The organism is Marivirga aurantiaca, from assembly GCF_016679925.1.
In the GTDB taxonomy this organism is placed as follows: domain Bacteria; phylum Bacteroidota; class Bacteroidia; order Cytophagales; family Cyclobacteriaceae; genus Marivirga; species Marivirga aurantiaca.
Genome location: NZ_JAEQBW010000001.1, coordinates 51,398 through 68,358, shown reverse-complemented (window position 1 = coordinate 68,358; position 16,961 = coordinate 51,398). Strand labels below are relative to the sequence as shown.

Here is a 16,961-nt window from a genome sequence, read left to right as displayed (position 1 = left end):
CTAATTTTAAAGATTAAAAACTAAACCTTACAGTTCCTAAATAAACCCGTGGTGCTGATTCAGTACCATAACCGAATCCTCCACCGGCAAAACTGTTTTGCGTGCCAAAACCAGAACCACTTACTTCAGGATCAACATCAGCTTTATAGAAATTTAAAGGGTTTAGGACATTAGCACCGATTGTGAGATTTTTAATCGTATTATTAAAGAAACCATCCGCGAAGCTGTACATTAACGAAATATTTCTAACCTTATAAAAATCTGATTCCTGGACCCAGAAAGGCGTAAGATCAAAAAAGCTTGCAGCAGACTCATCCGCATATTCAGGTACTAATGTGGAGGCACCGGCAAAGTACCTTAGCACATCATCTACCGCAACTGTACTACCCCCAGACTGATAATCGGACGTTATGTACAGACTCAGGTTTTTGTACCTGGCACTAAGATTTACAGAGCCAAATATAGGCGCTATTGGATTGCCCAGATAGGCGTTAGGCTCAACCTCCACTAGATTATTCTCCTCATCATATATTGGCTTGTTCCCCCTTAGATAACCCAAAGGTTCCCCTTCTTTCACAAAAGAACCTAAGAAAGTAAACCCGCCTACCACAAATTCAGGCGCACCGCCAGAACTTACCACAATATTTTCCACAGTATTAAATGAACCACCAATTGTCAAAGTGAAATCCGCATTATCTACAAGAATTAGGTTAAGCCCTAACTCTATACCCTCATTGTTTATTTCTCCTATATTCCTTAATTGATTAATCTGTCCGACAGAGGAAGCAAAAGGGGCATTAAAAAGAGCATCTCTCGTTGTGGCATTATAATAGGTGAATTGAAAATTAACTCTATTAGTAAACAAACCTACATCTAAACCCAGTTCGGTTGTAGCAGTTCTTTCCGGCTTTAAAGTAGGATCACCGGGGTTTCCAAACGTATAACTAGGCTCACCTAGGTAATTATTAACCGCTATAAGTTTGTCATTTGCAAAAGGCCTGGGGAAATTACCTGCTACTCCATAATTGGCTCTTATCTTTATGCTTGACAAAGTTTCAATTGATATATTATCACGAAGAAAAGGCTCATCTGACAACATGTAAGAAACTCCTACACTTGGAAAAGCAACAAGGCCAATATCCTCACCAAAGGCTGTGTTCCCATCGAATCTTATTCCTGCTTCAATAAAATACCTGTCTTTAAACCCTAGATTTTCTTTTGCAAAAAACCCATAATTAGTAACTGCACTTAAAAAATCCTCCGCAGTTGTCTCACCAGCGTTATTAATAGAAATAGAGCCTTCAGTTACTTCTGATGCATTTATCTGGATTTGCTCATCCTGATTTCTAAAAAACTGACCTCCTACAATGGTCACTGTAGACATATTGTCAAAATCTTTTCTATAGGCAGCATTAATTTCGCCTGTTACAGTGAAAAAATCCCTTTTTGCAACATCTATTGTACCTCTGTCCGTACTACCCTCTGGCGCACTACCCCTTACAATCAGTTGTTCATTTGTAGTAATATTCTTTTGTTCACTGGACCTAAAGTCAAGTCCCATTAAAGCCCTGACAGAAAAAGCTTCCGTAAAATTAAAATCAAACTGATGGGAATTTTGGAACCTTCTTACCCTTTCAGTTATATCAGTGAGCTCTATAATGTTACGAACTTGCTCTTTGATGTCTTCCAATTCTTCATCTGTTTTTTCAGTTAAATCCCCCCACCGGGCAACGGTTTCTAAATTACCGAATTCTCCAAAGGATGAGTTGGCATTATAGTCCCTGGTAAATTCATTACTGGAGAAACCTGCTGAAGTCGTATAAGTAACTACATCATTTACTTTAGCTTTCAAGCCTGCCCTAAAATTTCTCCTGATCTGACTATTACCATACCTAAAGCCATCATCACCATACAAATTGCCCGAAAAGCTATAAGTAACATCATTCGATCCACCATCAACACCTATGCGATAGCTTTGCTGTAAGCCAGGCCTAAATATGATATCCGCTGTTTCTTCAAAAAACAGATAATCCTCGGTGCCTACCTGAGCACCCAATTGAGTCTCAAAAGTAACTCTGGCTTTCCCTGCAGTCCCTTTTTTAGTAAATATTTGCAACACACCGTTGGCCGCGTCTGCTCCAAATAAAGTAGTAGCCGCACCACCTTTTACAAATTCAATACTCTCAATATTCTCAATAGGAATATCCGCAATAGCACTACTTACAGCTCCACCGGTGGCAAGCCCTAATTCAGCCTGGCTATTTAAATTATCAACTCTCACACCGTCTATATAAATTATAGGCGTGGTACCCACAGCCGCAGAGACAGGCCCTCTTGACCGGATGAAAGAAGCCGTTCCAGGCTGTCCTGAAGCAAGCCTTATCTGAGCATTTGGGAGTTGTGACCTTAAAACCTGATCCAACTGCACTATTGGTGTAGACTCAAGTTGCTCTGTAGAAATTCTATCCACTGTAGTTGAAAGTCTTCGTTTTTCAATACCAGAACCTTGCCCAGTTACAACTACTTCGCTTAACTGCTGAACATCAGTAACCATTTCCACATCTATTACAGATCTGGCTCCAACCGAAATTTCTCTTCTTTCCATTCCAATGAAAGAGAAAATTAAAGTACCTCCATCAGATGGGACTGAAATCTGATAGTTACCATCCAAATCGGTATTCACTCCTGTATTGGATCCCTTCAACAATACATTCACGCCCGGTAAATTTTCACCTGTACTAGCATCAGTCACAGTGCCCCTTACAATGCGATCCTGAGCCCATACACAAAGCACGAATACCCACATTAAAAAAGTTAATAGAATCTTCTTCATATATTATTCTTTTAGGTTAAAAAATGAGTTCCTAACAAATTTAGAGAAGAATAAATATATACGAAAGGATTTAATACAATATTTTCATGTAAGTTTTAACTAATTTTATTGAAAAATAAAACTTTTAGCATCAGAGATAATTTAGAACGTCCGCAGATCCGATCTTTAAAACCCTTATATAAACTAAGAAAATTATCAGCAAAAGAGAAAAGAATTCAATTAAAATATGCTCTAAAATTAAATAAATGTATTTTTTTGCTAAAATTCCATTTCATCCAATGAAAAGAAATCCTTAAGAGGAAGAAAGGAACCATAGAAAAAAAGCTCCATTACATTAACATGATTTTAGATTTTAATTGCAAAATTACAATGTGATTTTATAATTAATATTGATTTGTATTTACCAATTAAAAGAATAAGAAAACTAATCGATACATAGCCCTTTTTAACCAACCGCCTTCTCTTCTTTAGTCTCCGGATTTACAAACATGAACCCTCTTGCTTCATTGCTGTCATGGAAGTGGATTTCCATTCCGATAATGTACATCACATGGCTTTTTTCTATGTAAACAGGAATTCCTTCAATTTCAAAAGTTTTGTCAGTGCTTTTCTGTTTGTCAAAACCCAACATATAATTCATTCCGGCAGCACTACATCCCCCACCTCCACGTACTCCTATGCGTAGCCCGTATTCCGCAGGAATGCTTTTATTGTCCATAATATTCTTGATCTCTTTGATAGCATTTTCAGTAATAGTAACAGGAATCATAAATATGTTTTTTTTGATTTGAAAAGGTAACGTTTGTGAAATTCCAAAAGTTTAAGGAAAACTACTACTTTTATTTGGAGGGAAATTAACTAATTTTGAAAATCATTAATTAACACTTTATCTATATGGAACCAATTTGGGATTTATCAAAAATAATTATTCCGGCAGGAATAGTCCTTTACGCAATGTTTTTAGTAGTAAAAACCATGATGCAAAAGCAAAATGAAGCTAAAATCATAGAGATGAAATCCAAAAACAAAGAAATCGTTTTACCGATTAGACTCCAGGCGTATGAAAGAATGACACTTTTCCTTGAACGCATTTCCCCGGATCAAATCATTAAACGTGTCAGTAAAGGCGAAATGAATGTGGCAGAACTACAGTTTGTACTTCTAAACGATATCCGTGAGGAATTTAATCATAACCTATCACAGCAGGTATATATGAGTGATGAGTCCTGGAAAATCATAAAAAATGCCAAGGAAGAATTGATAATGCTCATCAACCAATCTGCTAAAGAATTAGATCCTGAAGCCAAAAGCATTGAACTGGTGAAAATTATTTATTCCCAATCATTAGACAAAAGGATAGACAGCATAGAATATGGCCTTACTTTTCTGAAAAATGAGATTCAACAGGAATTTTAATAGATAGTTAGAATTTTCCAAAGTTTAACCCCTGAAAAAGCTACCCACTTATTCTTTAGTTAATTCGATAAACTCCTGGATTTTATCATTATCAACTGTTACTGATAAATCATAGAGTGCAATTTTCCATTCGCCATTCTGATTGACTAAAATACCTGTACCTTTGCAAATACCCATCCACGTATCCAGTTTTTCATTGAACCATGCAGTGTTGCCATTTTCTGAAAAGTAAACATCCCTGCTGATGGCTGTAAATGCCCATGCACTTTCCCTCTCGAAATATTTTTTTGACCACTCTTTCATTTCATCACGTGTCCATTTTTCCGTTTTATCAGTCCCCAGATATATTCCATCAGCTGTCATAGAACCGAAAAAAACTTCTTCATTGGCTGTAGCTGCCGCCTTGTGCCAGGCATCCATCACAATATCGATTTTATCCTTATCATTTTGAGCAAAGGAATAAGTAGCTAATAGTAAAGTGATGACCAATATCAATACATGTTTCATAATTGTGTTATTTAAAAGAAAAGTGAAAATTTAGCTCTTAGAAAAAAGGGCATGCCGGGAGTAAAGTGTACTTCACTTACTGGCTGAGCTTCGTTGTATAATCTGGACTCTGTGTCAAATTGTGCTTCTCTCCAATCAGCATCGAAAATATTATCCACCATTAGTCCTATCTCCCATTTTTGCTGTGTGTAATTGATGTTAGCATCTGCCACTGTATAGCCGACAGCCGTTTCGGAATAATCTTCATTTGCAGGTCTGTCACCCAAATACCTGAACCTAAACCCACCATTTATTCCTGAGGCATGCTTAAAAGTGAACCCTCCTACAGCAGAGTAAACAGGTGCCAAAGGAATATAATTCTCACCTTCAGCCTCGTCTATACTTTTCGGATCTGTCCAGTTGAAATCTACATCCATGTAAAGCCACGGCAATATTTGATATCGTGCGGACACATCAACTCCTTTGCGTTCAGTTTTGCCACCAGGTTCCACAATACCTGCATCACCCACGTATACAAATTCTTGTTCCAGAAACAAATACCAGAGAGCTACATCCATATAAAGGTTGGGCAAGGGTTTGAATTTTGATCCAAAATCAAACCCATAAGCCTTAGGCAAAGTTGATTCCCCACCTTGTACCACTACTACCCGGGTATCATTGGAATGAAAACCAACTCCTGATTTAAGGAAAATATTTACTTCCCGATTTAACTGGTAATTAAAATTCAATTTAGGACTAAGTACCATTTCATCTTCTGTCTGTCTGGCAAAAGTAGCTAGGAGCTGGTCTATATAATTAAACTTAAAGTAGTCCAGCCTTAAGCCTGCGTTAATCGTCAATTTGCCAATAGTTGTAGACTCATCCACAAAAGCATACACATTTGATTCCGTTACATCGCCCAATGCGAGTCTGTTCAAGGTAGTTTGACGATTTAAAGAATGGGACAGTTCATTACCTGTAATTTTATCATGACGGAAGCCTACGCCTGCTCTACTGGCGAGTTGGCGGCTTCCTAATCTAGCTTCATTTGTATAAATGGATTGGTAACCAAAGATATTTCTTTCCTCCTTCTGCCTAATCTGATCACCATTCACAGGATCTTCCAAAAAGAAGGTAAAATTAGAATAAAGTTCAAAATCGTATTTAGTAAAATAGAGCATATTCTCGAGATAGCTATTCTCTCCAATTTTTTCATCTAACCTGGCACTAATATCTGTTCTTCCTGTATTTCCGCCTTCCGTATCATCAATGGCTCCAAAGCGCGTAATCAAACCTTGTTCAACTGCCCTCAAAGGGATTTGCCCGGAATGATCCCATTCACTTCTAAAACTAGAGGCTTGCAGGGTAAGCATTTTTTGTGAATTGATCATTTGATTGAACTTACCAAAAAGGTTGTATCTGTAAAAATTTTGAGGGCTCTCAAAAGGCCCATCTGTTAACATAAAATCACCTGCAACGTAAGCATTTTGATTTTTATCCTCACCTTTTTTTTCCAACACGTCCATGGCCACTAAAGACCTGATGGTGTTAAATTGTCCTCCTTCAATTTTCACCAGACTTTTATCCAACTTGTTCTTAGTTCTGAAATCCACGTAACCTGCCGTATTAAAATTACCTTGATCGGCATAATAGGGGCCTTTGTCAAAATCAATCGACTCGATGAGCTCAGGGATAACAAAATGCAGATCAGCATAACCCTGGCCATGAGCATGCGAAACCATATTTACCGGCCTGCCATCTACATTTATAGCAATATCAGTTCCATGGTCAATATCAAAACCCCGCAGAAAAATCTGTTCTGCTTTTCCTCCCCCGGCATGTTGCGCAATGAACAAACCAGGTACGTATCTTAATATTTCCTGCGAAGAATTAACCGGTTTGAGTTGCACATCTATCTTAGCTAATTGGTTAAGTCTTCCAGCAGTATTGGAAGTGGCGGCTACTTCTTTTAGCATGACCACCCCGGATTTCATTTTGATAATAAGTTCATTTTCAGGCGAGGTAACAGAAATAATTTGACTCTCAAAACCTACGTACTGAATAAGCAACCCGACACTATCCGCATCCACTTCCAATTGAAAATTCCCAAATTGATCCGTCACTGTGCCTTTACCGGATGTACCATAAGTAATTGTGGCACCCACCAAAGCCTGATTCGTTTGATTACTTATAATTTTTCCTTTGATATTGAGGTGTGAAAAAGCCCGGAGGTTAAAAACCAAACATAAAAGGATAAAGAATGTTATTCTCATTTGGGTAAAAAGGTCACGTGAAAACCAAAAATAACAGAACGGTTTTCAATTTGCAGGATTTTATATCATTAATTATATGAGCGGAAATTAAAGCCCCAGAGTCAGGGCAATAAAGGGGATGCCAATATAATAGAACTCGCCAAAGTCTCTATTGTTAATGAAACCAAGATCAAAGCTTCCACTTTCAGTTATATATCTTAACCCATAGCTCAACATAATATTACCACTATTACCATTGAATTCATTATAAAAAAATGCATTCTCTGAGATTATTGCCAGTTTTCTACCTATCCTTGCCTTTCCTGCAAGGGATACAAAACTGGAAGAACCGAAATCAGAAACTACCCCATAATAAAAAGTACCTGTAAGGTTTATATCAGGATTCCCTAAAGTTAAGCCAGTATTCAATAGAGCCCCGGCCCCGCCTTCTGCGTCTCCTATACTTACACCTATTGCCGCACCTAGTCCGGCTTTAAAATGTAAATTTTTATTAATTGATTTGGTATAATGAGGATTGACAAACAATATCGGCACTCCCAATATTCCAAAAAAGAAGCTGGTACCTACTCCAATAGAAAAGTTATCCGTAATCCCTTTATGATAGGTCATTGGATTGTTTCTTATGTATGATTCACCTTTCTTAAAATTGAAGCCACTTGTCCCAAAAAAATATCTCATTGCATTTAAGTCTTCCAACTGATTTTTTTCAGCATCTACTACAATCGGCTTGTTAGATTTCCCGGCATCAATTTTTTTTATACGTGCTGTTTGAATGGTAATTCTACCAAGTGTCTCAGATTCTATCTCCAGAAATTCTTTGTTTTGGCTGATAAAGTAGCCTTTATAAATTTCTCCGGTTTTTAAATAGACAGTGACCATAGACCTTAAATTTTCAGATGGCCTTTCCTCCAATTTAGGATTTTCAATTTGGGCAAAAATCAATACCGGGCAACTCAATAAAAAACATAAAATGACAAGGAGCTTTTTCATTCATTAGAACAATTACGAAATAAAATTGGCACAAAATTGTTAAATTTACACTAGAGTTGTTCAAATTTAAATCAATTATGGAAAATCCTTACAAGAGTAGTCAAATAAAAGCAAATAATATCAGAATCTGGGTAGGTGCCGTTAGCTTAATTCTGGCCTGGTCGTTATTCATTTATAAGAACTTATTGACAGATTTATACCTTATACTGATTGTATCATTTTCTTTATACACCTTATTTGTATACATTTTGGTACCCATAAGAAAGAATAAGAAACTTAAAGACGAACAAAATGGGTAAAAAATTATCCTACAAAAATGCGATTAAGCGTGCCTCAAGAATATTGAAGGATAAAAATTTAGCTTTAAATTTAGTAAAAGATGCAAAAGAGACTTTGGGCAGCAGGGCCAAAGCTTCTGAGAAAATCCAGGCTGTAAAAGGTCAATTGTATGCTTTCATCCGGCTGGTAAAAGCCTATATTAAAGGCTATTACAGAAACGTCTCATTCAAAAGCATGCTTTATACAGTAGCAGTGCTTCTCTATTTTGTTACGCCTATGGATATTATTCCTGACTTTATCCCTGTTGGAGGCTTTCTGGATGATGCTTCATTGATCCTTTGGCTTTACCAATATTTGGGTGATGAAATGCAACAATTCCTTGAATGGGAGAGTAAGCATAAGCAGATAGATTAAAATATACAATGAAGAAAGTAAAGAAAGTGGTTACCCAGGATTTAATGAATGGAGCATTGGATTATGCAGCCTACCGAAATATGATAAAACTACTCCTGCAAGAAAGAAAAACCACTGGCAATAATCATTCAGATGAGATGGTGGCTTACACTAAAATGAATGATCAAAGGATGAACCGCTGGGATAAAACACTTCAAATCAATGAAGAAGTAACCAACCTGGTAAAAGCTTTGCCACTAATGCAATGGCTGATTATTACAGAAGCGTGGTGTGGCGATGCTGCTCAAAACATCCCTTTTATTGCAAAATTAGCTGATCTAAATGAAAATATAAATTTAAGGCTAATTCTAAGGGATGAACATCCGGAAGTAATGGATGCCTATTTAACCAATGGGTCCCGTTCTATTCCTATCCTGATAATGATGGACGAAAGTCTTAATGAACAGGCCAAATGGGGACCACGTCCCGAACCCGTTCAAAAAATGGTAATGGCCTCTAAAACAATTCCTACATTGGATAATTTAGCTTTTATAGAAAGCATCCATAAATGGTATGCAGATGATAAAATGCAAACTTTGCAAAATGAATTTTCCAGCTTACTTAAAAAACTAAACACTGATGGCTAAAACAGCACTTATTGCAGGGGCTACCGGATTAGTAGGTGGTCATTTGCTGGACTTATTAATGGAAGATCCTTATTACTCTCACATAAAAGTACTCACCCGTAGAAACATTGGAGGTAATGATGGCAAACTAAAAGAAATAATTATTGAGGATTTTGATAATCTGGAATCATACGTAAAGGAACTTAAAGCGGATGACTATTTCTGCTGTTTAGGAACAACGATGAAAAAAGCTGGTTCAAAAGAAGCATTCAAAAAAGTAGATTTCCAGTACCCTACCACTTTGGCAGCCATTGCCAGGGAAAATGAAGCCAATTCATTTAGTTTAATCTCTGCCATGGGGGCAAATGCCAAATCATTTGTTTTTTATAACAAAGTGAAAGGAGAAACAGAAAATGCTATTCAGGCAATGAAATTGAAAAAAACATTCATTTTCAGGCCTTCCATTATTGAAGGAGAAAGAAATGACCAGAGAAAAGGAGAGAAAGTTGCTTTGTGGGCTGTGGATAAATTAGACTTTATTTTTAAAGGGCCTTTAAAAAAATATGAAAAGATACATGCCCGTCAGATAGCAAAAGCCATTCTTGAAACTGCTAAAAACGAATCCGCCTCTCTCAAAATATTGGAATCTGACGAAATTCAAAAGATAGCATGATTGTAGTCATTCAACGCGTAACTGAAGCCTCAGTTACAATAAACAATGCAGTTAAAGGGAAAATTGGGTATGGTTTGATGATTCTGTTAGGAATAGAAGAAGCAGATACTGATGAAGATATTGAATGGCTCACCCGTAAGATCAGCAATTTAAGGATTTTCAATGATGAAGATGGAGTGATGAACAAAAGCCTTATAGAGATTCATGGGGAAATCTTACTCATTAGCCAATTTACGCTTCACGCCAGTACTAAAAAAGGCAACAGACCCTCTTATATTAAAGCAGCCAAGCCGGAAGTAGCTATGCCACTTTATGAAAAAATGCTCCAATCCCTAAATGCCGTAATTCCTACTGAAATTCAAAGTGGTCAGTTTGGTGGCGATATGCAGGTAAGCCTGATAAATGACGGGCCTGTTACCATTATTATTGATTCGAAGGATAAGAAGTAAAAGCTTATTGAGTTGATTTTTGGGTAATTTGAATTTCGCCTAAAAATGAAACCGTATTTCCCTTCTTATCAACACCATTTATTTCAATAAGAAAATCACCAATATCATCTCCTGAATTTAATTTAATATATTTGGTTTTATTGGAAAGGATAAATGTAGGGTTCCAATACATCAGAGGATTGAAACTAGGAACTCTCTTGTTTTCAGTTACCTCATTTGAAAAATTAAATGTGTTTTGATTAAATACTGGCACCTGATAATTTTCAAAATAAAGAGAGTCTGAATTCAAATTATCAGCAAGATAATCACCTTCTCTGGTTGAAATTTCTAGCACTCCATGAAACAGAAGGTTATTAATATATACCTCCCGATTTAAAAGCCTAATATAATCAATGGACAATACTGGTAACTCGGTAATGATTTGACTATTAGAAATTGGCACGCCATCAATAATCATGAAAGGTTGCTCTTTCATAGGCGGGTTTTGAAAACCAGACGCCTCCAATTTCTTAAGGTTTATTCTAGTTTCTCCTTTTCTTTCTGAAATTTTTATTCCTGCAATTAATTCCTTGCATACTTCCGCAAAAGAGTTTAGCTCTATATATTCTTTTAAATCTAACTCAGCATCATAAGAATCAAAAAAAGCACTTAAATTCGATTGAGGGTTGTTTTCACCTTTAAGCAATAAATTGTAATTTCTATTGATAACATTATTTTCATTTGTCCTTATAACCAGCTGAGTTACCTGCTCTGTTTTTGCATGAAAAATTAATTTAAAGTCTTCCTCCTTTACAATAGGTTCTAAGTGATCAACAGACAGCGCAAATGGCACTTGTTTGTCCTTAAAAATTGGCTTTACAATAATTTTGGCATCCTCCTTAGGGCGGACTATTATAAAGTTAAAATTTCCATTTTCATCAATGTCGGTACTGTATAAAGAGGACTCTTGAGCATTGCTAACTGAACAAATCATATAACAATTGCCTGCTTTAGGTGCTTCATCTGACCATTTAAGCTTTCCATTGATTTCCTTAAAATCAATAACCTGTTCAGGTGGATTAGTTACTTGTAAAGCAATCTTTTCAGATCTTTTGGTAAAACTCTCATCATTATCCATTGCAAGAAGGAACGATTGAATTAGATCCATTTCTTGATCAAGAAGCTCTCTCAACGACATCACATCTGAATTGTTTACAAGCCTAGTAAACTCATGATAGCTCGGTTTTGAATAAAATTCACCTTGTAAAAACAATTCTTTATTTCTTATTGAGATACTTGTAGTATATTCTGAAGAATCAGAAATAAACACCTCTAATGGAATTTTAATATGGGAATGATTCTCAAATATTGAATCCTTTAAAACAATAGAAACGGCAGATTGATTTTCTAAATAAATATATGATTTTGAAGCGCTGAGGATATTATTTTGATCATAAAGTTGTATTAAATTCAAACCGTTTTTTAATGACCTTTTGGGAATAGCAAATACAATACTCTTGCCATTAAATTGCTGTTTGCCTTTTAAATATGGCGCCTCATTATGACTAACAACAAGAGTGTACTCCTGATTGGCTATTTCTTTATTGCTTAAACCATAGATCAGTAATTTTTCTTTGTCCCTGTCAATTAACTTAATTGTACTTCTTCTATCCCTATACTGACCTAATTCTTGAGAAAGCCACTTTCCCCCACTATTAAAACAAACCCTATAAGTAGAACTAGCATGGGGAACAAAGCTAAAGAAGCCAATTTGCCCACTTTGCGGTTTAAATCTTAGCAAAGTATCTGCCGTATGATCGACTAAGTACCCTTCAATTACTTGGTTTGGTTCAGAATCTTCAATATTTAATTGATAGCCTATACGATTAGCGAAATCATTTATAACACCTCCTCCTTCAGGCCATATCAGAAGAGATTCGGATGGATTCATTTTAATTTGTTCGTAACTTTTATGCTCTTCGTTTCCGAAAACTTTAATTGGCTTTTTGAAAAAATTTCTTTGATTATTTTGCAACATCCATTTCGTATAAGCCACAATTAGATAAGTATCAGAATCAAGATTATATGGTAATTGAATTGCACCTGAGCCATATCCATCAATTGTCTTACCCGAAAAATCTACAATTTCATCCAAGGATTCATTATAGATTTTAACATAATATATGCTACTTAATCCTCCTAGTTTTTCATCTTTCTCGTTCATTAAATAACTAGTGAAATGAACTGAGTCTCCTGCCACATAAAATGGCTTATCTAGCGTAAGCAGCACACTTTCATTTGGCTGTGCCAAAGCCAATGAATTTGTACATATTCCTATAAACGATGTGAATAGAATTAAGGCGATTATTTTCATTATTTGATTTAATTTGGCCATACCTCAGGTTTTTGATCCGAAGACCCAGGCTCAATTCGACAATCACAACATGGAGCAGCCGGTCTATATAGGTTCTCTTCACTAGCAGAATCATCATACAACGTATTAACACATTTAGCTGCTGTGGTATTTTCATAAATGGGACCATTAATATCATTTCTGTCAATAAAAATTCTGTTGGAGTAATTAACAGATTCAACACTAAAAAATCCTAAGGCGGGAGCTGAAGGGTTGCTTACATTTTCTACATTCCCTTCTACTCTAAATGGAGGAATATCAAAAATAGAGCCCCCATAGTTTGCCTGCTTTTTAAGATTAGTCATGTACTCAAAAAATGATTGACTAATCCTATGACGCCTTATTTGCATGCTATAACCTATTAAAAATTCGTATCCTGGACGAATATGGAGTAAATTTAAATCTGAGGAACTGTTATTTACTACATAATTAACATTTGATGGAATATCTCTTTCTCCAAATTTATAACATATCACCTCAAATAATTGAGAAGGATCTCGAGTACCGTCTGGATAGCAAGCATCACTTCCTTGATAAGGTGCTTGAAAAGCATAGATTCCTTCATAATCATGGTAAAAATAAAGCGTATCGTGCTCATTAGTTTGAACTTCAAAATTTTCATTGAAATCTAAAAATGGAACCATAATAGCCTCACTACTAATTACAGCTTCATCCAACACAAAATCGATATTGATTTCTCCTATTTCAATTGGGGCATTATAAATCACTGATTTCGAAAGAAATTCCTCTCCATTATCTAATTGTATATGCAATTGATAAGAATTGTCTTGAATCAATTGGGGTGGATTTGACTTAAACCAATACCTTCCGGTTTCACCTGCTTGTTGCATCTGGTATTGGTTATTCAAGTTATCTATTATCTTTACATTGGCATTTAATACCTCTACAGGCCTCCTGTTGCCATTTATATTTAAAGAACGAGAAAGTAAGACTTCTGTGAAATCATTATTATTTGAAAGGCGCGCTTCCACGACCAAAACACCACTTACAGATGGAACATCTGTTTTAAATTCGTCAATGCAGCTTCCTAAAAGCATTAAAAGTAATATGGGGATAAAAGTAAATCTCATTATTTTAATTTGAAATTATAGGTGATTGCAGGAATAACATTTCCGAGAATTGACAACTTGTATGAATTCAGTCTATTAGTCACAATAGAAGGTCTATAGAATACAGAATAGGCATTTCGTCTGCCGTAAAGATTATATAATGTAAATGTCCAACTCCCCCTTATTTTTTGATACTTCTTTAAAGAAGGTGCCACATGTAAACTTAAATCGGCTCTATGATAGTTTGGAATTCTATAATTGTTTCTGGTGGAGTAATCTACCACATTTAAACCATAGCCATTATAAACTGCCGTTGGGAATGTTGCTGGTCTTCCTGTGCTGTACACAAAATTAAATATCAAATTCAGTCTTCTGTTAAATCTATAGTCTGTAAAAACATTTAACACATGTGGCTGATCAAAATTAGAAGGATACTTTAAACCTGAATTAATACGGTCATTGGGTAATTTTCCATTTACAATATTTAAAGACCTTGAATAAGTATAGCTTATCCAGCCAGTAAAATCCCCTCTCATTTTTTTTGCGTAAACTTCCACACCATAATTTTTTCCAGTTCCTTGCAATAGCTCCTCTTCAATCTGTTTTGATTGTGAGAGGTCAGCACCGTTTCTATAATCAATTACATTGGAAAGCCAACCTCTGTAGACTTCAATAGATGTTTCTATGTTGTTATTGAAGAAGTTCTTAAAAAACCCAAAAGAAATTTGATCGGAAATTGATGGCTTAATTTGTTGATTAGAGAGTTTCCTAATGTCTACTGGAGATATAGATGTAGTATTGGAAACTAAATGTAGAAATTGTCTAGACCGATTATAACTCAATTTTACTGCAGAGTTATTATCAAAAGAATAATTAAGTGAGACACGAGGGTCAAAGCCAGAATAGTTAATAGATGTCGAATCTAGTAAATTTGAATAGGCCGTAAATCTCCCTCCCAAATAGGTTGAGAATTTATCATTAATATGAATTAAATTGTCAAAATAAACTGCCGTTTCCAGTGCTTGCTCTAAAGGTAAATTATTTGATATCCCATTAGTATCTTCAAACTGTCTTGGCTTAAGACTATAAAAAGTATTATTTACACCAAAACTGATTTCATTATTTTCAAATTTATCCCAAGAGTAATCTAGGTTCAATTGATGTGCCTCTATGGAAGTATTCCAAACCTGTTCTGTCCCCAGATCTAGGTCAAAAGAATTCAAGCCTGATGCATAGGAAGAATAACTATAAAATGCAGACGAAATTAAATCATCAGTATAAACATGTTCCCAGCTTATGGAGCTTAACAATTGACTATAATCGTAGTGCAATTCATTTGCAAAATTAAAATTATCCTTACTTAAATAAGTAGAAAAGGTTATTTGGTTATTTTCATTTAAGTTATCTGAATATTTAATTTGACCGTCACCAAAAAAAGCAGCACTGTTCTTCAAATCATTATTACGCACATAATTTTTCAAATAATTTGGGTAGGCTAGCCTGAATGCAGTTTGAATACTACTTTTATCTTTTTGGATTGGTGTCTCAAAATTTAAATTAGAGGCCAAAATCCCGACCCCACCTTCTAGAACTGTTCGTTCCTTACTTCCACTGCTAAACTGAACATCTAAAACTGAGCCGATTCGTCCTCCATATTTTGCAGGTTTAACTCCTTTATAAAAGTCTACATTATTTACAGCCTTAGGGTTAAAAGCAGACAATACTCCTAACAAATGGGAGGTATTAAAAATTAATCCACCATCAGCCAAAATCAGGTTATTACCAGCACCAATTCCCCTTACATTAAAACCGGTAGAGGCTTCCCCTGTAGAATTAACTCCAGGAAGGGATAATAAGCTTTTTATAACATCTGCTTCCCCAAGAAAAGCTGGGATCTTCTCAATCTCTTCGATGGTAATATTTTCCTTGCCTGCAATAACCTCGCTAACATTCTCATCTAGTCGCTTTGCGTTAACTACCACATCGTCTAGCTGTACATACGTTTTAAATAAAGTTAGATCAAGTTTGGCTGAGGAATAAATATTTATTTCATAGGAAATGGGTTCAGCGTCAATCGTTTTTACTTCGAAATCATGATAGCCGGTAAGTAAGTCTATTTCATAATAACCAGATTCATCAGAAATGGCTTTATTTTCACCATCGATGGCAATAGTAGCCCCTATTATGGGAGAATTATCCTCACCAGAGATTAAGAATCCAGATAAAGTAACATTTGTATTTTCAAACTGAACATTTCCTAAGCTAATCAACTTAGGTTGTTTGCTTTTTTCTTTTTGATTCAAGTTTAAATCAATGGAATTATTTTTCAGAATGACATAATAGTTGGGATCTCTTTTCAAATATTTTAGACTGCTACTTAATAGTAATTGAGAAAGGACTTCATCGATAGTCTCATATTTCATTTTCAGGTTCACCCTAATTGTATCAATCCATTCGCTTTTATATTTAAAAACTACCTTATGAGTATTTTCAAGTTTTTCTAAAACTACCACAAGGCTTTCATTTGCACTATTAATTTCATGCTGATTGTTAGATTGAGAATAACCAAAAAAGAGATGTGATAAGCAAATTAAAAGTAATAAGGCTGATTTTTTCAAAGATTAAAATTTACTGTTTGCGTAATTTAAATCAAACATTTTTTTTTAGCAAAAAAATAGGCGACAAAATCAAATCCATAAGCAAGGCAAATAACATAGCCAAAGAGAGAAATAATCCTAAAATAAAAGGTAGTCGCAAAAGACAACAATCTAAAAAGCACAAATCCACCAATAATTAGAACTAAAGTAATCAAAATAGCCAATCCTGCTGATTTAAATGTTTTGATAATGCGCCAGATTGGGTTTTAGCTTTTTGCTTTTTTATAAATACCAAAAAAATGAATGGTGTCATCTACAACGATCCCGAAAGCCACTACGAAAATAATGGCAGTCGTTAATTTTGTCTCATCAACAACACCTTAAAGGATTTAAAAATATATCGCTAAAGTAATCGCAATCATCAATACTGCCAATAATAATCTTTAAAAAGCTCAACTGAAAGACTTTCATTGCTTTTATCAAA

The 16,961-nt window shown here is 35.4% G+C and carries 14 protein-coding genes; 6 read left to right on the top strand and 8 right to left on the bottom strand.

Translation table 11 applies throughout. The features are described 5' to 3' along the window. Positions 1-13: 13 nt before the first annotated feature. Entirely contained in the window at positions 14-2,833 is a 2,820-nt protein-coding gene (locus JKA74_RS00300; protein ID WP_201429148.1) for a TonB-dependent receptor domain-containing protein, read from the bottom strand. A 445-nt stretch (positions 2,834-3,278) separates the two neighbouring features. Further along, a complete protein-coding gene (locus tag JKA74_RS00295; protein ID WP_201429146.1) occupies positions 3,279-3,602 on the bottom strand; it encodes a HesB/IscA family protein in 324 nt (107 codons plus the stop codon). Between the two features lie 125 nt (positions 3,603-3,727). Between JKA74_RS00295 and JKA74_RS00290 the strand changes: the two genes are divergently transcribed. Then, positions 3,728-4,249: a DUF7935 family protein gene (locus tag JKA74_RS00290; RefSeq protein WP_201429144.1), complete on the top strand. Its 522-nt coding sequence runs from the start codon at positions 3,728-3,730 to the stop codon at positions 4,247-4,249. Between the two features lie 48 nt (positions 4,250-4,297). On the opposite strand, the gene JKA74_RS00285 is transcribed toward JKA74_RS00290, so the two are convergent. The 3 genes from JKA74_RS00285 to JKA74_RS00275 all read right to left on the bottom strand — a co-directional run bounded on the left by JKA74_RS00285 (position 4,298) and on the right by JKA74_RS00275 (position 7,998). Next, the gene (locus JKA74_RS00285) at positions 4,298-4,756 is read right to left on the bottom strand and encodes a nuclear transport factor 2 family protein (RefSeq protein WP_201429143.1); all 459 of its coding nucleotides are present in this window, start codon (positions 4,754-4,756) and stop codon (positions 4,298-4,300) included. A gap of 11 nt (positions 4,757-4,767) precedes the next feature. Next, a complete protein-coding gene (locus tag JKA74_RS00280) occupies positions 4,768-7,008 on the bottom strand; it encodes a TonB-dependent receptor (RefSeq protein ID WP_201429142.1) in 2,241 nt (746 codons plus the stop codon). A gap of 87 nt (positions 7,009-7,095) precedes the next feature. Next, entirely contained in the window at positions 7,096-7,998 is a 903-nt protein-coding gene (locus tag JKA74_RS00275; RefSeq protein ID WP_201429141.1) for a hypothetical protein, read from the bottom strand. Positions 7,999-8,075: 77 nt separating this feature from the next. Here JKA74_RS00275 and JKA74_RS00270 point away from each other — a divergent pair, with 77 nt between their 5' ends. Genes JKA74_RS00270 through dtd form a run of 5 tightly spaced genes read left to right on the top strand, consistent with a single transcriptional unit; the run spans position 8,076 to position 10,418 of the window. After that, a complete protein-coding gene (locus JKA74_RS00270; RefSeq protein ID WP_201429140.1) occupies positions 8,076-8,297 on the top strand; it encodes a hypothetical protein in 222 nt (73 codons plus the stop codon). Further along, positions 8,290-8,691, top strand: coding sequence for a YkvA family protein (locus tag JKA74_RS00265; RefSeq protein ID WP_201429139.1), 402 nt, complete (start codon positions 8,290-8,292; stop codon positions 8,689-8,691). The genes JKA74_RS00270 and JKA74_RS00265 overlap by 8 nt, the downstream gene beginning before the upstream one ends. 8 nt (positions 8,692-8,699) lie before the next feature. Next, positions 8,700-9,317, top strand: coding sequence for a thioredoxin family protein (locus tag JKA74_RS00260; protein ID WP_201429138.1), 618 nt, complete (start codon positions 8,700-8,702; stop codon positions 9,315-9,317). Next, positions 9,310-9,969, top strand: coding sequence for an NAD-dependent epimerase/dehydratase family protein (locus JKA74_RS00255; protein ID WP_201429136.1), 660 nt, complete (start codon positions 9,310-9,312; stop codon positions 9,967-9,969). The genes JKA74_RS00260 and JKA74_RS00255 overlap by 8 nt, the downstream gene beginning before the upstream one ends. Continuing rightward, positions 9,966-10,418, top strand: a complete 453-nt coding sequence (dtd, locus tag JKA74_RS00250) for a D-aminoacyl-tRNA deacylase (protein ID WP_201429135.1) — start codon at positions 9,966-9,968, stop codon at positions 10,416-10,418. The genes JKA74_RS00255 and dtd overlap by 4 nt, the downstream gene beginning before the upstream one ends. Before the next feature lie 4 nt (positions 10,419-10,422). Here dtd and JKA74_RS00245 read toward each other — a convergent pair whose 3' ends face one another. Genes JKA74_RS00245 through JKA74_RS00235 form a run of 3 tightly spaced genes read right to left on the bottom strand, consistent with a single transcriptional unit; the run spans position 10,423 to position 16,498 of the window. Next, positions 10,423-12,792, bottom strand: a complete 2,370-nt coding sequence (locus tag JKA74_RS00245; RefSeq protein ID WP_201429134.1) for a hypothetical protein — start codon at positions 12,790-12,792, stop codon at positions 10,423-10,425. Beyond that, positions 12,780-13,901 (bottom strand): DUF4249 family protein, encoded by a 1,122-nt coding sequence (locus JKA74_RS00240; RefSeq protein ID WP_201429133.1) that lies wholly within the window; start codon positions 13,899-13,901, stop codon positions 12,780-12,782. The genes JKA74_RS00245 and JKA74_RS00240 overlap by 13 nt, the downstream gene beginning before the upstream one ends. Beyond that, positions 13,901-16,498, bottom strand: coding sequence for a TonB-dependent receptor (locus JKA74_RS00235; RefSeq protein WP_201429132.1), 2,598 nt, complete (start codon positions 16,496-16,498; stop codon positions 13,901-13,903). Before JKA74_RS00235 ends, JKA74_RS00240 begins: the two co-directional genes overlap by 1 nt. Between the last annotated feature and the right edge of the window lie 463 nt (positions 16,499-16,961).

Bases quoted from the DNA above. Each gene is read 5' to 3' on its own strand.
- JKA74_RS00300 (WP_201429148.1), bottom strand. From the start codon at position 2,833: ATGAAGAAGATTCTATTAACTTTTTTAATGTGGGTATTCGTGCTTTGT.
- JKA74_RS00295 (WP_201429146.1), bottom strand. From the start codon at position 3,602: ATGATTCCTGTTACTATTACTGAAAATGCTATCAAAGAGATCAAGAAT.
- JKA74_RS00290 (WP_201429144.1), top strand. From the start codon at position 3,728: ATGGAACCAATTTGGGATTTATCAAAAATAATTATTCCGGCAGGAATA.
- JKA74_RS00285 (WP_201429143.1), bottom strand. From the start codon at position 4,756: ATGAAACATGTATTGATATTGGTCATCACTTTACTATTAGCTACTTAT.
- JKA74_RS00280 (WP_201429142.1), bottom strand. From the start codon at position 7,008: ATGAGAATAACATTCTTTATCCTTTTATGTTTGGTTTTTAACCTCCGG.
- JKA74_RS00275 (WP_201429141.1), bottom strand. From the start codon at position 7,998: ATGAAAAAGCTCCTTGTCATTTTATGTTTTTTATTGAGTTGCCCGGTA.
- JKA74_RS00270 (WP_201429140.1), top strand. From the start codon at position 8,076: ATGGAAAATCCTTACAAGAGTAGTCAAATAAAAGCAAATAATATCAGA.
- JKA74_RS00265 (WP_201429139.1), top strand. From the start codon at position 8,290: ATGGGTAAAAAATTATCCTACAAAAATGCGATTAAGCGTGCCTCAAGA.
- JKA74_RS00260 (WP_201429138.1), top strand. From the start codon at position 8,700: ATGAAGAAAGTAAAGAAAGTGGTTACCCAGGATTTAATGAATGGAGCA.
- JKA74_RS00255 (WP_201429136.1), top strand. From the start codon at position 9,310: ATGGCTAAAACAGCACTTATTGCAGGGGCTACCGGATTAGTAGGTGGT.
- dtd (WP_201429135.1), top strand. From the start codon at position 9,966: ATGATTGTAGTCATTCAACGCGTAACTGAAGCCTCAGTTACAATAAAC.
- JKA74_RS00245 (WP_201429134.1), bottom strand. From the start codon at position 12,792: ATGGCCAAATTAAATCAAATAATGAAAATAATCGCCTTAATTCTATTC.
- JKA74_RS00240 (WP_201429133.1), bottom strand. From the start codon at position 13,901: ATGAGATTTACTTTTATCCCCATATTACTTTTAATGCTTTTAGGAAGC.